Annotated in this window: 9 protein-coding genes and 1 pseudogene; 2 read left to right on the forward strand and 8 right to left on the reverse strand. The window is 38.2% G+C overall.

Annotated elements, in window-relative coordinates; translation table 11 throughout:
* Positions 1 to 2: 2 nt before the first annotated feature.
* The gene (locus BM143_RS19065; RefSeq protein WP_090026432.1) at positions 3 to 1,763 is read right to left on the reverse strand and encodes an Ig-like domain-containing domain; all 1,761 of its coding nucleotides are present in this window, start codon (positions 1,761 to 1,763) and stop codon (positions 3 to 5) included.
* 22 nt (positions 1,764 to 1,785) lie between these two features.
* On the reverse strand, positions 1,786 to 3,048 hold the full coding sequence (locus BM143_RS19070; protein WP_090026435.1) for a serine hydrolase domain-containing protein: 1,263 nt from the start codon (positions 3,046 to 3,048) through the stop codon (positions 1,786 to 1,788).
* A gap of 347 nt (positions 3,049 to 3,395) precedes the next feature.
* Between BM143_RS19070 and BM143_RS19075 the strand changes: the two genes are divergently transcribed.
* The gene (locus tag BM143_RS19075) at positions 3,396 to 4,817 is read left to right on the forward strand and encodes a BspA family leucine-rich repeat surface protein (protein ID WP_090026437.1); all 1,422 of its coding nucleotides are present in this window, start codon (positions 3,396 to 3,398) and stop codon (positions 4,815 to 4,817) included.
* A 136-nt stretch (positions 4,818 to 4,953) separates the two neighbouring features.
* Here BM143_RS19075 and BM143_RS19080 read toward each other — a convergent pair whose 3' ends face one another.
* The 6 genes and pseudogenes from BM143_RS19080 to BM143_RS19105 form a co-directional block, all read right to left on the reverse strand.
* Entirely contained in the window at positions 4,954 to 5,886 is a 933-nt protein-coding gene (locus tag BM143_RS19080) for a 2-hydroxyacid dehydrogenase (RefSeq protein WP_090026438.1), read from the reverse strand.
* A gap of 53 nt (positions 5,887 to 5,939) precedes the next feature.
* Positions 5,940 to 6,334: pseudogene (locus tag BM143_RS24310) on the reverse strand (GxxExxY protein).
* Positions 6,335 to 6,420: 86 nt separating this feature from the next.
* Positions 6,421 to 6,972 (reverse strand): acyl-CoA thioesterase, encoded by a 552-nt coding sequence (locus BM143_RS19090; RefSeq protein ID WP_034726956.1) that lies wholly within the window; start codon positions 6,970 to 6,972, stop codon positions 6,421 to 6,423.
* On the reverse strand, positions 6,960 to 7,709 hold the full coding sequence (locus tag BM143_RS19095) for an HU domain-containing protein (protein WP_090026440.1): 750 nt from the start codon (positions 7,707 to 7,709) through the stop codon (positions 6,960 to 6,962). Before BM143_RS19095 ends, BM143_RS19090 begins: the two co-directional genes overlap by 13 nt.
* Positions 7,710 to 7,847: 138 nt before the next feature.
* Entirely contained in the window at positions 7,848 to 9,986 is a 2,139-nt protein-coding gene (locus tag BM143_RS19100; protein ID WP_090026442.1) for a TonB-dependent receptor, read from the reverse strand.
* A 412-nt stretch (positions 9,987 to 10,398) separates the two neighbouring features.
* Complete coding sequence (locus tag BM143_RS19105; protein WP_228430895.1) at positions 10,399 to 11,103, reverse strand: WG repeat-containing protein; 705 nt, start codon at positions 11,101 to 11,103, stop codon at positions 10,399 to 10,401.
* 507 nt (positions 11,104 to 11,610) lie between these two features.
* Between BM143_RS19105 and BM143_RS19110 the strand changes: the two genes are divergently transcribed.
* A complete protein-coding gene (locus BM143_RS19110; protein WP_090026446.1) occupies positions 11,611 to 14,391 on the forward strand; it encodes a bifunctional aconitate hydratase 2/2-methylisocitrate dehydratase in 2,781 nt (926 codons plus the stop codon).
* The last annotated feature ends 285 nt before the right edge of the window (positions 14,392 to 14,676 follow it).

A 14,676-nucleotide genomic window follows, 5' to 3' on the forward strand; every position in this document is an offset into this window, starting at 1 on the left:
TTCTATTTTACCGGTGTCAGTACTGCATTTCCGGATTCTGACTTCAGTTCTTTTTTTACTTCCTTCTGTACGGTTTCTTGCGGGATTTCTTCCGTTGGAGCTTTTGCAGGTGCAGGAGCAACAGTTCCTTTAGGGTTATCCAGTGTTCTGGTGTCTTTCAGATCCCAGTCTTCCTTGGTTTCCCAAAGTGGCCTTACAATGGCTTTTTTGTAGAAGACATACGAATCTTCTGCCGGAGTTTCCGTTTCGAAATCGGCTACGTCCCAGAATTTATTTCCATTGTTATCTACCAGTATCCTGACGATGTATTCATTAGGTTTGAGGATATCAAATTTTACGTTGTTTCCTTTGGTATATCTTGAATAAACCACTTTATCCGAAGCATCAAGAAGCTGGATCCAATAGCTGGCTTCCGGAGCATTCTGAATGGCAAACGCCAGACTTCCGAACTGATCTACTTTTTCCGCTTCAAAATCAAAACGTTTTGACTGTACATTTTTAGCATAATACGATGAAACGGTTTCTTTCGGAACGGTAAGCTGATATTTTTTACCCGGTACAAAATCTGAATGAATCATGATCTGATACGGATCTGTTTCTGAAATTTTCGCTGTAAATTCCTGAGTGGTTAAACTGTCGCTCTTCAGGACCCATTTTTCAGGGCTGATCTTATCAATGATATAATTGGATCTTATCTTAAAATCAGAATTCGGGGCTAATGCAGGTCCCCCGTTATCATTCTCAAGATCCATGGCATTTTTCTTATTGTACTTGTAGAAAACGGATACAGTATCCTGTTTAGTGCCGGTATCATAACTGAATTTGATATTCTCTGTTACGGTCTGCCCTACATCGCTTTTCACCGCATCAAACCAAATCTTTACGGTATCTGATTTCGGACGGTGGGTGAATTTGATATCCTTAAGTTTATCGCTCACAGCAGCTACTTTTACACTCTCAGGATTTCCTTCAAAGGTCATGACCACTCCGCCCGGATTTTCTTTCATCTCAGCATATTTCAGAGGCTTTTTAGAAGGATATACTTTTAATTTTAATCCTGAAATAGATTTTTCTACATCCACAGGATCTTTCTGGAAACCAATTTTTTCTTTCCCCGGATCATACACGGAATTACCGTTTTCATCTTCAAAGGCGATGATCTTATATTTTCCCTTTGTCAGATAATTAAGCTCAAAATAACCATCTTCATCCACCTTGGTGATGTAATATGGTTTCTGCTTATAATTAATGGTATCTTTTACCTGATAAAGGCCTACAACAAGCTTATTTTCGCCCTGTTTCTTTTTAATCGCGGTGGCATCAATGATATCTCCACTGATGTACAGGTCATCCAGTTTATCTCCCGTAGAGAAAGCAAAATTGAAGTAACGAAGAATATTGGCCTCGTTATTATCTGCAATTGAATTTCCAAAGTTGAAATTATAGGTGGTATTGGCCTGAAGCGTGTCCTCCCATTGGATCATCACATATTTATTGGCGATATTGGAAGGAAGAATCCGCTTTATATTTTTAATGGGCGGAGAAATGATCAGGTTTTTATTAATATCCTTTAAGGTAATATATTCGTCAAAATCCAGCCTAAGCTCGTGGATGTCTCTTTTCACATTGACTCTTGTAGTGTCAATATTTGAACTTAAAAACTTTGGCGCCAGGGTATCTTTCGGGCCACCAACGGGAGCCCCCACTCTTGCACATGAGTGTACAAGAAAACAGATAACGAATAATAGAAGAAGTCTTTTCATATATGTTTAACAAAATTAAACATTATTCTCCAAAAACTTCATGTCCTGCGCTCAAAGTATCTTTATTGTCGTTCATTACACTGTGAAGTTTATCTTTCTGAACAGGAAAATCTTCAAATAATCCTGATAAAGCAAGGGCTGTGTACACCTGATTCGAATATTTATTTCCAATCGCTACGATCGTCACTTTGGATTTCAGAAGGTGTGCAAATACGGAATTGGTCCCGTGCCACCAACCATTGTGGTAGGTAAGCTTCTCTCCGTTGTCAAAAATTTTCATCCTGAAGCCAAGTCCATAATTATTCATCCCTGATTTTTCATTGCTGTATGGCGTGAAAACCATCTGCATCAGATCAGGTTTTAAGAAATCTTTTGAATACATGGCTTTTGAGAAATTGTAAAGGTCTCTTGGCGTGGTATAGACATTTTTATCTCCGTAAATAAGATCAAGTCTGTCCAAAGGATATAATCTGTTTCCACCGTAATAAAAAGACTGTGCCGCCGTGGGAATATCTTTCTCCTGGAAAATATAAGTATGTTCCATTTTCAGAGGCTGAAATATCATTTCCTTCATCGCCTGTGGAAAAGGAGTTTTTGTGATCTTTTCGATCAGGAGAGCCAGCATCGCAAAATTGGTATTACAGTACATAAAACCTGTATCTGTATCTCTTGCAAGATCCGGCTTATACTTGATGATCATATCCAGAACATCCTGATTGGTAATGAAAGGCTTTGACAGTTCTGCCGGAGCCGGCTGTATTTTGGGAATAAAATATTCGTATTTCGGAAGACCGCTTCTCTGATCCAGTAAGGTTTGAACTGTAACGTTCGGATAAGGGAATCCCGGAAAATATTGGGTGAGGTGATCTGTGAGTTTAATTTTTCCGGCTTCTACCAGCTTTAACATCGCCATGGCCGTCAAAGTTTTTGAAACGGAAGCCACATGAAGTGGTGTATTTTTATCAATGGGCATCTGGTTTCCTTCTCTGCCAAAACCTCTGTAGTTTTCATACAGAATTTCGTCTCCTTTTGCTACCAGAATCCCTCCACTCAGGTTTCCTCCTTCCCAGATTTTTTTGTAATACTGATCGATGTATCCCGTGAGTATTCCTTTGTCACCAAGCTGGCTGTCAGCTTTGGTAAAAACACTGTTCAGATCTACGTTTCCATAGTTCGGAAGGTTGGTTGTATTTTCTGCGGAAGCCTTTTTGGAATCAGCATCTTTTTTACAGGAAATAAGGGATAAAAAAACAGTTACAATAAGTACTAAATTACGCGTCGTCATGAGTATCAAAAAATGAGCAGCAATTTAATAAAACTCAAAATAAATCCTCAATCCGGAGCGTACATTATGAATTATTTAACATTATTAAATGCGCTTTTGAAAAATATAAAATCACATGACGCAAATCTTCTCAATGTGGAAACTTTCTTATAATTTAGATTAAGTACTTATTTTTTAAAGTGTAAAAAATTAATAAGATCTCTTTTATAAATATATATTATAAATAAATCCACGCTAAAAAGGATAATTTATACGGAATTCAGGTGATTATTTGCAATTTTAATTTTTGTTTTTATGTCTTATTTATGGGAAATATGTATTTTTGCGCTCAATAAAAATTAATAAAAATGTTAAAAAAAATTTACTTTTTCTCTTTCTTCTTTTTGGCCATTAGTGCTCTAGGGGCACAGACGCCACTGATATTAAAATTTTTGGTGACCGATGCTAACAACCTAAAAATAAAATTAAATACCCAAGGCGTTTACAGCTACTCATATGTAAAGACCAACAATTCTACTATTACAGGTAATGGAAATGGAAATACGGGTTTAACAGAAATAAGCGTTCCTTCAATAGGAACATATACTATTTCAATTACGCCTACCGGCACTTTCAGACTTGGTTCCGGAACTGATGCAGATAAAGTTGTTGAACTGACACAATGGGGGCAAATTACCTGGAATACCAATTTATCAGGAATGTTTTCCGGATATGCGAATATTCAAATTACAGCAACTGATGTTCCCGATTTTTCACAAGTTACTAATCTCAGCTCGTTTTTTTCAGGTTGTACCAACTTATCCATTGTCAACAATATTAACAACTGGAATGTGGGCAACGTGACCAATATGAGTAATTTATTCTTTAATGCCAAGGCTTTTAATAGGCCAATCGGTAGTTGGAATACATCTAAAGTTACAGATATGAGCCAGATGTTCTTTTATGCTGATGCATTCAATCAGGATATTGGCAATTGGAATGTTTCAAATGTGACTAACATGAGTTCAATGTTTAATCGTGCGAAGGCATTCAACCAGAATATTAATACCTGGAACGTTTCAAATGTTCAGAATATGTCACTGATGTTCGAGGCATCTCAGGCGTTTAACCAACCATTAAACAACTGGAATACTTCAAATGTCACCAATATGGCTCAAATGTTTTCTTATCCAAGTTTTAACCAAGATATTTCCTCTTGGGATGTATCTAATGTTACCGACATGTCCCGTATGTTTTGGTCTAATAATAATTTTAATAAGAATTTAGGCAATTGGACACTTTCTCCAATAGTCAATTTGACAGAAATTTTTGGTTATAGTGGTTTAGATTGTGGAAATTATGGGGCAACATTAAAAGGCTGGGCTGAAAATCCTAATTCTCCACTGGGAAGACTCGTAGGAGCAGTTGGAAGAACTTATGGAAACGGGGGCCAACTATATCGTAACCAATTAATTAACAACAAGGGCTGGACATTTGTTGGAGACAGTTTTTCTCCAAACTGCTCGGAGCCTTCGTTACTTGTTGAAGAAATAAAATCAGGCAAGACAAAATTACTGCTGTACCCAAATCCTGCCTCAGAAAAGATCTTTATAAAATCAGAATACATCACTAAATCAGTACAGGTTTTAGATGCTTCAGGAAAAGCATTATTGAACAAAGTGGGTGAAACAAATCAATTAGACCTGCAACAAATTCCTACCGGAACCTATTTTATTAAAATTGCAACAGCCGATGGATCTGAGAGTATGCACAAACTCATAAAAAAATAAACAATACGTAAAAATTGCCTTTTGCTAAGTAAATATACCAGCTTCCGGCAATAAATGACAAAGCACAGATCTTACGATCTGTGCTTTTTTATATTTGAAAATAAAAATATCATGTACTGAAAATGATTTGGAAAGTTTAGCTTACAAAGCTCTGCACAATTTTATCTACAATCACCTGCGCCAGCTTTTCTTTGCTTTGATGTGTCCAGCCGGCAATGTGTGGGGTTATAATTGTTTTTTCAGATTCCAGAAGATACTTGAGATCTTCATTTTCTGTTTCAAGGTTTTCAAAGGATGCTTTTTCATATTCGAGAACATCCAGACAGGCACCTTTTATTTTCTCTGACTTCAAAGCATCAACTAAATATTTAGTTTCTACATTTTTTCCTCTTGCAGTATTGACAAAATAGAAGTCTTTTTTCATTCCTGAAATAAACTTTTCATCAATAAGATAATGGGTTTCAGAAGTAAGCGGAATATGCAGGCTTACAACATCTGCAGACTGCTGCAGCTCTTCCAGACTGACCTGTGAAGCATATTCGTCAGCAAGTCCGGGAAGGATATCATGAAAAACAACTTTACATCCGAATCCCGAGAATCTTTTCGCAGTAGCTTTTCCCATATTTCCGTATCCGATAAGGCCTACTGTCTTTCCAAGCAGCTCGTCGCCTCTGTTCTCTTCCCGTTTCCAGATTCCGTTTTTCACTTCATTGGAAGCGATGAAAAGGCGGTTCATCAGAATCAGCAACATGCCTACAACATGTTCCGCGACAGAATCTCTATTGCCTTCGGGAGAATTGATCAACTGTATTCCCAATTGCTCTGCAACAGGAATATCAATATTTTCCATTCCCGCTCCTACCCTGGCGATGAATTTCAGATTCTTTCCTTTTTCAAGAAAGTTTTTATCCAAAGGAATTCTGCTCCTGATGATGATTCCATCATAATTTTCAATTTTATGGCAGACCTCATCATAGGAAGATGTGAAATCCTCTTCCAGCACAAAGTTTTTAGCCAGAAGCTGCTCTGTGATGAGAGGATGGTTTTTATCTAAAAGGAGAATTTTCATAATTTAAACACTAATGACACTAATTATTTTCACAAATGACACCAATGTGAATTTCATAGTGTCCCATTGATTACTCTTTTTACCCCGTTTTTAAACTGGAGGGTATTAAAATTGATCAGCATTCCAAGCTTGCAATTGCTTAAGCGAAGATAGGTCAGAATTTGAGCAAGATGTATGTCATTCAATGACTCCACAGCTTTAATCTCCAGGACAAATTTACTTTCAATCAGAAAATCCAGCCTGTAGCCACATCCAATTTCACTTCATCATAAACCAAAGGCATTGGTTTTTGTTTTTCAACCAGGAGGTCATGCTTACCAAGCTCATAGAACATACATTCTTCATAGGCACTCTCCAAAAGTCCGGGACCTAAAGTTTTATGAACAATATATCCTGCTTCATACACCATTCTTGATATATCATTCTCTGAAATACCTGATGTTATCATTTTTTTTCATTTATTCCGCACAAACCATTTGTGAAATTTGTGCAGCCACTTGTGTTATTTGTGTTTAAGTCTTACAAAGGCAGAATTTATTTTTTATCCTTCTTTGAATCCTTTGTTTCTTCCGGCTCCTGGAACAGTTTTTTAAGCTCTACAGAATCAAGAGGCTTCATTCTTCCGGAAAGGATAAGGGAAAGTTCTTTTCTTCTGATCGCCGCAGCATGTCTCAGCTTTTCTTCTTCAGTTTCCGGGATCATATCCGGGATCGGAATAGGACGGTTGAATTCATCCACGGCAACGAAAGTATAAATTCCTTCATTGGTGTGAATTTTCTTCTGATTGATCGGGTCATCCAACCATACGTCTACATATACCTCCATTGAAGTTGAGAAAGCTCTGGACACTTTAGATTCCAGAACCACCACGCCACCTTCAGGGATAGGATGATTGAAAGAAACGTGATTTACAGATGCTGTTACGACTCTTCTTTCACAGTGTCTGGCTGCAGAAATGGAAGCACAACGGTCCATTTTTGCCAGAAGTTCACCTCCGAAAAGGTTTCTTAAAGAGTTCGTTTCGTTCGGAAGAACAATATTGGTCATGATGGTCAGGGATTCTGACGCTTTTTTTACTTTTGCCATTGAGTCTTAGTGTTGTTTTGAACGACCGGAGCAGGTTTTACCACTTTTCCGGCAGGTTTTGATAATGAATCTTTTTTCAGGGAATCTGAAATTGCTGTTTTGGGAGCAACGATAGCTTTGACAGTATCTTTTACAATTCTATGCGTAGAAGTCTGTACAGAAACTTTATCAAAAGATTTTTTTCCGAAAAGAAGTTCCTGCTGGGTAAATGCCAGATACAGAATTCCCAGAACAGGAATCACAAGAAGGAAAATCCAGAGGATTGTCTTTTTGAATCGATAATCTTTTTCCCTGTTAACTGTGGTGTTTATTTTTTCACCGTTATTGATATCCGAAATCCTGATCTCTTCGAGTCCGTAAAAGTCCGGGTGTCCCGATTCTATTCTTTTCCCTTTGAAGTGGGTATGATCTTCTTCAATATTGACGAATCCAAGGTTTTGAATGTCCAGAACCTGATCTGCCTGAAGTTTTTTCTTCCAAAAATCGGTCTGAATCTTTAAATCGCTTTTGGATGCTTCCAGAGACATCTGTTTCTGTGCCGCAATGAAAGCAGCCAGCTCATCAGACTGTATTTCATAATCCACCGCAAAAACGATCTCGCTCGCGGGCGGAAGGATGCTTCCGTTCTCAGAATTAATAATTGCCTTGGAGTTTTTAAGCGAAAACACACCGAAGCCCGGAACCGTCACAGTTCCAAATTGTTTCAGATATTCTAAAATGTAAGCTGAAATATTCATTTGGCAGCAAATTTATAATTTTTTCGTGACTTTTTGAAGAGATTTAACGGATATAAAAAAAGACTGCCGAAACAGTCTTTTGATAAATATGTATAAAATTGAAAGTATTAAAACCTGTTTGGTAAATTATTTTACAGATTATTGAATTTTCCAGCTGATCCCAAACATAAAATTAGTTCCTGCCTGTGAAAAATAATATGGATCGCCACTGTAAACGGCTCCATTGTTCAGATATTTTTTGTTGAAAAGATTATTCACCAATAATTTTAAAGCGATATCATTATGTGCGATGGTAAAATGATACTGGGCATTAAAATCGGTTAAGAAATAATCTTTCAGCTGCAGGTTTTTATCCCCTGTATTATCCAGATACTGTTTTCCAACATATTGGTTCATCAAAGCAAACTGGAAATTCTTGTTGGGATTAAATTTCAGCCCCAGATTGGCAATCACATTCGGGGAGAATGATATTTCGGTATCTCCAAGATTCTGAAGAACGCCATTATTTTTAATATTAAAATCAAGATTTTTATTCTGGCTAAGGCTGACATTTCCGGTCACTTCCCATTGTTTGGAAAGCTTAGCCAATGCTCCTATCTCAATTCCTCTTCTGTAGCTTTTCCCTGAGTTTGTTCTGATAAATGCGCCTACATTGTTCAATTGTCCGTTCAGCACCAACTGATTCAGATAGTACATATAATATAGATTGGCCGTTAAGGATACTATTCCAAACTGCTTTTCAATACCTGCTTCGAAATCATGTAATTTTTCAGCTTTCACATTATTGTCGCTCATCAGGTCATCCCTGTTCGGTTCACGTTGTGCATGGGCGTAGGAAAGGAATACTTTTCCGTTTCCGATCTTATAATTCACACCCGCTTTTGGATTAAAGAAAAGCCAGTTTTTATCAAGATTACCGCCTTCTCCATCTCCTGCTGTCAGGATCTTTGTATCGTAATCAATATTTCTGAGCTGAAGATCTCCAAAGAATTCAAAATGATCTCCCGTTCTCCACAACGCTTTTGCAAAACCTGCCAATTCAGTTTTCACAGAACGGTTTCTGTAGTATTCATATTCATTGATCTGCGGAAAATAAACTCCGGTCACATTTCCAAAGTGTCTTCCGTAATACTGGTTAGCCACCACACCGAAATTAAGATCTACATTATCCAGCTTTCCATACAATGTGGAAACAGCACCGTAAAAATCATTGTTCAGCCACTTTTTTCTGATAAAATCGGTTATTTCTACCGGAGCGCCATTCACTACAGGTACAGGGAGATTATAATTGGAATAATGGGTAGCCTCTACATCCGTTTCATCTACTCTTTTGTAGTTTTCGTAATATCCTCTTCCTTTTGTGTAATGAAGCGTAGTTTCTAAACTCCAGTTGTCATTGAATTTCTGCTCCCACAAAAGCTGATAATGATTTTGTCTGTAATTATCTGTCTCATTATCATAAAACTTCTCTTCTCCGGTAACCAGGTCTGTATATTGTCCTGAATAGTTGAACTTCGGATTCGTTTCCCAAGTCGGTCTGTCGATCCCGTTCCAGGCCTGATACGTTTTTTCTTTTCCTCCGAAAGCCATCAGACGAAGCCTTGTTTTTCCTTCTTCAAATAATGCTGTGAAGTTGTAAGAGTCAAGATTAGAGGAAGCCCTGTCAATATATCCATCGGAATGAATTTTCGTATATCTACCCATCACCGAAAGTCTGTTTTTCCAGAATTTCCCGGAACCTGCCTCCGCTGAATATTTATAGGTATTGAATGAACCATAACTGTCATCCGTCTTGAAATACATCTTCTCGTCCGGTTCTTTGGAGATCACATTGATACTCGCTCCAAACGCTGAAACACCATTATTGGAAGTCCCCACACCTCTCTGAATCACGATTTGTGAGGCTGAACTTGTAAGGTCCGGAACATTCACAAAGAAAGTTCCCTGACTTTCAGAATCGTTGTACGGAACTCCGTTCATCATCACATTGATTCCTCTTCCGGCCACCCCACGGATCCTGAATCCAGTATAGCCCACCCCGTTTCCGGCGTCAGAAGTAGAGATAATGGAAGTTTGATTTTTCAGGAGGATCGGAAGATCCTGGCCCAGATTTCTGCTGTCTACATCTTTCTGTACGTTGATGATTTCCTTAGCAACGGGCAGTCTTTTTGTGAAACTGACCGCTTCAATTTCCCTGATCTTCAGAGAATCCTTATTTTGAGCCTGGATAAAGGCTGCAGAGCCTACAGTAAGCCCTAAAAAAAATAATCCCTTCATTCTATAAATCTTTAAAATTTAATGAATAAAAGGGGCGGATTAAATAATGTAACAATTTACTAATTTAACAGTCTAGCAATGAGATTGGTATATTGTTATACGGTTCCATTGGTACATTTTCAAATTTCCCTAAACAGCATTATCCGTTCCAGGTTCATTGGGTATAATCTCAGCCTGTTAAAGCACCCCTTTATTTCAGCCGCGAAATTACAAAAAAAATACGGGTTTTCGGGAAACGGGTTTCGAGGTTTTGAGATGCGAGGTGCGGGATTTGAGTTATAGAGGTTAATCCAATTATATAGATCTGTTCAATTTGTTTGATCTGCGCGAGATTTTTAAACGTTAAAGATTCATTCTCTCCACATTTCAAAAAGCAAGAAGCAAGAAGCCAGCCGCCAACAGCCCAATGCCATTAATACGTCTTATTCCTCACATCAATATAATAATAGTTCGTCCCGTCTTTTGTGACTTCAAACATTCTTCCCAGTTTCCAGCTGAAGTTTCTTTTGATATTGGAATATTCAAAGGGAATGATCACTTTATTATTCACATCAATCACTCCGAATCTGTCGTTGTGAGAAGCTACAATCATCGGATCTGAGGTGTCATCGCCTTCCATGATATACAAATACTGGTATTGAGGATAGATCTGATATTGTCTGTAATCTGCCGCGTTCACGAATTTGGCTTTTTCAATGATTCCGTAAAAACCATTCAGAACATAGGCCTGATAAAGCTGTTGTTTATAGTCTCCAAACTTACACTTTCCGAGATCAGCATCTTTGAACTGATACACTCTTTTTCCTGTTTTGTCTACACGGTAAGAGATCATATCTTTTTCAACCGTAGCATAGTCATCAGTTCCGAACTTCCTTGCCTTCAGGTTGGGAGAATTCAGCAAATTACAGTCTTCATAGAAAAAGACCGCAATATGATATTCAGGCTTGATGATGAATTTTCCGTTTTGATTCACGTATCCGAATTTTCCGTTCTCCTTTTTCGGGATCAGAACAGGAAGATCCTGATGGATCGTTACAAGATCCGGGTTTGGCTTAGGAGCTGAAGGCACCTTTTTTACTACAGTTTTCGTTACATTTTTCACCGGTAGTTTTTTCACGGATTTCGTCTGAGAAAAAACGAAAATCGAAATAAATACGCATAAAAAATTCAGGATATTTTTCATATTCACCATTTGCGTGCAAAACTACGGCCAAAAATAGAAATTATCAAAATCATATTTATAAAGAATCTAAATAATTTAGAGTATAAAAAATATTAAAAATCCGTAAATTTGGGAACACTTTTTAAGTGTTTGATAATCTAAAAACGTTTTGGAGATATAATTTCTGGCAGTCATGCTGTCAAAAAGGTGTATAAATCTTACCCAAAGAGAGTTTTTCAACAGGACAAACCGCAGGTAAACTACGTACACTTCTATTAGAGATCATCTATACTTCACTTCGAAACTGAACATTATCTCGCATTTTTTAAGGAGGTAGATGATGTTGTTTATTACTATAGTCGTTTTGCTGCGGCAACTTTAAATGTTTTATTGTAATTTATAACCCTGTTAAGAATAACAGAATTGATTCTACTTTTAAAATTTTAAAAGACTTCTATTATTATGAATATGTATCAGGATTACATCCAAGAGATTGAGGAAAGAAAAAACCAGGGGCTAAATCCAAAGCCAATTGACGGTGCCGGATTATTAAGCGAAATCATTGCACAAATTAAAGACTCAGGTAACGAATACCGATCAGATTCTCTTCAATTTTTCATTTACAACACCTTACCCGGAACTACCAGTGCAGCAGGTGTGAAAGCTCAGTTTTTAAAAGAAATCATTCTCGGTGAATCCGTAGTAGAAGAAATAACCTCGGCGTATGCTTTTGAGTTATTATCTCATATGAAAGGAGGTCCTTCCATTGAGGTATTGCTGGATTTAGCTTTAGGTAATGATATTTCTATCGCTAAGCAGGCTGCCAATGTTCTTAAGACACAGGTTTTCCTTTATGATGCGGACACGAACCGTCTGAAGGAAGCATTCAATAGCGGTAATGAAATCGCACAGGAAATAGTTGACAGTTATGCAAAAGCTGAGTTCTTTACTCAACTTCCGGAAATTGCTGAAGAAATTAAAGTGGTAACATTTATCGCCGGTGAAGGTGATATATCAACCGATTTACTTTCTCCGGGTAACCAGGCTCACTCAAGATCAGACCGTGAACTTCACGGAAAATGTATGATCACTCCTCAGGCACAGGAAGAAATTAAAGCTTTACAGGCACAACATCCTGACAAAAGCGTGATGCTTATTGCTGAAAAAGGTACGATGGGTGTAGGTTCATCCAGAATGTCAGGGGTAAACAACGTGGCTTTATGGACTGGTAAGCAGGCGAGCCCATACATTCCTTTCGTAAATATTGCTCCAATCGTTGGAGGAACAAACGGTATTTCTCCGATTTTCCTTACGACAGTAGACGTTACCGGTGGTATTGGTCTTGACCTTAAAAACTGGGTAAAAAAGCTGGACGAGAACGGACAGCCAATCCGTAACGAAGCAGGAGAGCCGATTCTTGAAGAAGCATATTCTGTGGCTACAGGAACTGTTCTTACCATCAACACTAAAACAAAAAAACTTTATAACGGCGACCAGGAGCTTATTGACATTGCCAAGGCATTCACGCCTCAGAAAATGGAATTCATCAAAGCCGGTGGATCTTACGCTATTGTATTCGGTAAAAAGCTTCAGACATTTGCTGCGAAACTTTTAGGAATAGAGACTCCTCTTGTTTTCGCTCCATCTAAAGAGATTTCTCACGAGGGACAAGGTCTTACCGCAGTAGAAAAAATCTTCAACAGAAATGCTGTAGGTTCTACACCGGGAAAAGTATTGCACGCAGGTTCTGACGTTCGTGTAGAAGTTAATATCGTTGGATCTCAGGATACGACAGGTCTTATGACTTCTCAGGAACTGGAATCAATGGCCGCAACGGTGATTTCTCCGATTGTTGACGGTGCTTACCAATCAGGATGTCACACCGCTTCAGTATGGGATAAAAAAGCTCAGGCTAATATTCCAAAACTAATGAAATTTATGAACGATTTCGGTTTGATCACAGCCCGTGACCCGAAAGGTGAATACCACGCCATGACGGACGTAATTCACAAAGTTCTTAACGATATTACGATAGACGAGTGGGCAATCATCATTGGTGGTGACTCTCACACAAGAATGTCTAAAGGAGTTGCTTTCGGAGCAGACTCAGGAACAGTGGCTCTTGCACTGGCTACCGGTGAAGCATCTATGCCAATCCCTGAATCCGTGAAAGTAACATTCAAAGGAGACATGAAAGAACACATGGATTTCCGTGATGTGGTTCATGCGACTCAGGCTCAGATGCTTAAGCAGTTTGGAGGAGAAAATGTATTCCAGGGTAGAATCATTGAGGTTCACATCGGAACACTTCCAGCTGACCAGGCATTTACCTTTACAGACTGGACGGCAGAGATGAAGGCAAAAGCTTCTATCAACATTTCTGAAGACGAAACCCTGATTGAATCACTGGAAATTGCAAAAGGCAGAATCCAGATCATGATCGACAAGGGCATGGATAATCACAACCAGGTTCTTCAGGGATTAATCAATAAAGCAGATAAGAGAATTGCAGAGATCAGATCAGGTGAGAAACCTGCTTTAACTCCGGATTCAAATGCTAAATATTACGCTGAAGTTGTTGTGGACCTTGATATCATCGTGGAACCTATGATTGCTGACCCGGATGTAAACAATGATGATGTTTCCAAGAGATATACTCACGATACGATCAGAACCCTTTCTTACTATGGTGGAGAGAAAAAAGTAGATCTTGGTTTTGTAGGATCTTGTATGGTTCACAAAGGAGATTTGAAAATTGTTTCTCAAATGCTTAGAAACATCGAAAAGCAGCAAGGTAAGGTAGAATTCAATGCACCTCTTGTAGTAGCAGCTCCAACCTATAACATCATCGATGAGTTAAAAGCAGAAGGAGACTGGGAATTTTTAGAAAAATATTCAGGTTTCGAATTTGATGATAATGCTCCAAAAGGCGAAGCTCGTGTTGAATACAAAAACATGATGTATCTGGAGCGTCCCGGATGTAACCTTTGTATGGGTAACCAGGAGAAAGCGGCTAAAGGAGATACTGTATTGGCCACTTCTACCCGCCTTTTCCAGGGAAGAGTCGTTGAAGATTCTGAACGTAAAAAAGGAGAATCTTTATTAGCTTCAACTCCGGTTGTTGTTCTTTCAGCGATTATCGGAAGAATTCCTAATATCGACGAGTACAAAGCAGCGGTTGAAGGTATTGACCTGACTAAATTTGCTCCACCGATCAAGGAGCTGGTTCAGGTTGGCCATTAATAGAATGTAACGAAGTCTCAGGACTTTTTTAAAATAATATCATTGAAAGATTTTAGTCCTGAGGGATTTAAAATCTTTCAATTTTTGTTTAGAACCTTTCCATTTAAGACCGATTAAGAATTATTTTACATAAAATTGGGACTTGAAATTCCATTTTTTCTTAACTTGATAGAAATAAAACATCCCCATTATTGATTAGAAATATCCTTTTTACAAGCCTAAGGAACAGAATTTGATGAATCGTAGTAACGAAAGATTTTTTCCGTTTAAGCATTCAGTGAATGA

Origin of the sequence: Chryseobacterium oleae (genome assembly GCF_900115055.1) — a bacterium.
GTDB lineage: Bacteria > Bacteroidota > Bacteroidia > Flavobacteriales > Weeksellaceae > Chryseobacterium > Chryseobacterium oleae.

What these genes read in the sequence shown, in the direction of transcription:
- BM143_RS19065 (WP_090026432.1), bottom strand. Translation starts at nt 1,763, where the DNA reads ATGAAAAGACTTCTTCTATTATTCGTTATCTGTTTTCTTGTACACTCA.
- BM143_RS19070 (WP_090026435.1), bottom strand. Translation starts at nt 3,048, where the DNA reads ATGACGACGCGTAATTTAGTACTTATTGTAACTGTTTTTTTATCCCTT.
- BM143_RS19075 (WP_090026437.1), top strand. Translation starts at nt 3,396, where the DNA reads ATGTTAAAAAAAATTTACTTTTTCTCTTTCTTCTTTTTGGCCATTAGT.
- BM143_RS19080 (WP_090026438.1), bottom strand. Translation starts at nt 5,886, where the DNA reads ATGAAAATTCTCCTTTTAGATAAAAACCATCCTCTCATCACAGAGCAG.
- BM143_RS19090 (WP_034726956.1), bottom strand. Translation starts at nt 6,972, where the DNA reads ATGGCAAAAGTAAAAAAAGCGTCAGAATCCCTGACCATCATGACCAAT.
- BM143_RS19095 (WP_090026440.1), bottom strand. Translation starts at nt 7,709, where the DNA reads ATGAATATTTCAGCTTACATTTTAGAATATCTGAAACAATTTGGAACT.
- BM143_RS19100 (WP_090026442.1), bottom strand. Translation starts at nt 9,986, where the DNA reads ATGAAGGGATTATTTTTTTTAGGGCTTACTGTAGGCTCTGCAGCCTTT.
- BM143_RS19110 (WP_090026446.1), top strand. Translation starts at nt 11,611, where the DNA reads ATGAATATGTATCAGGATTACATCCAAGAGATTGAGGAAAGAAAAAAC.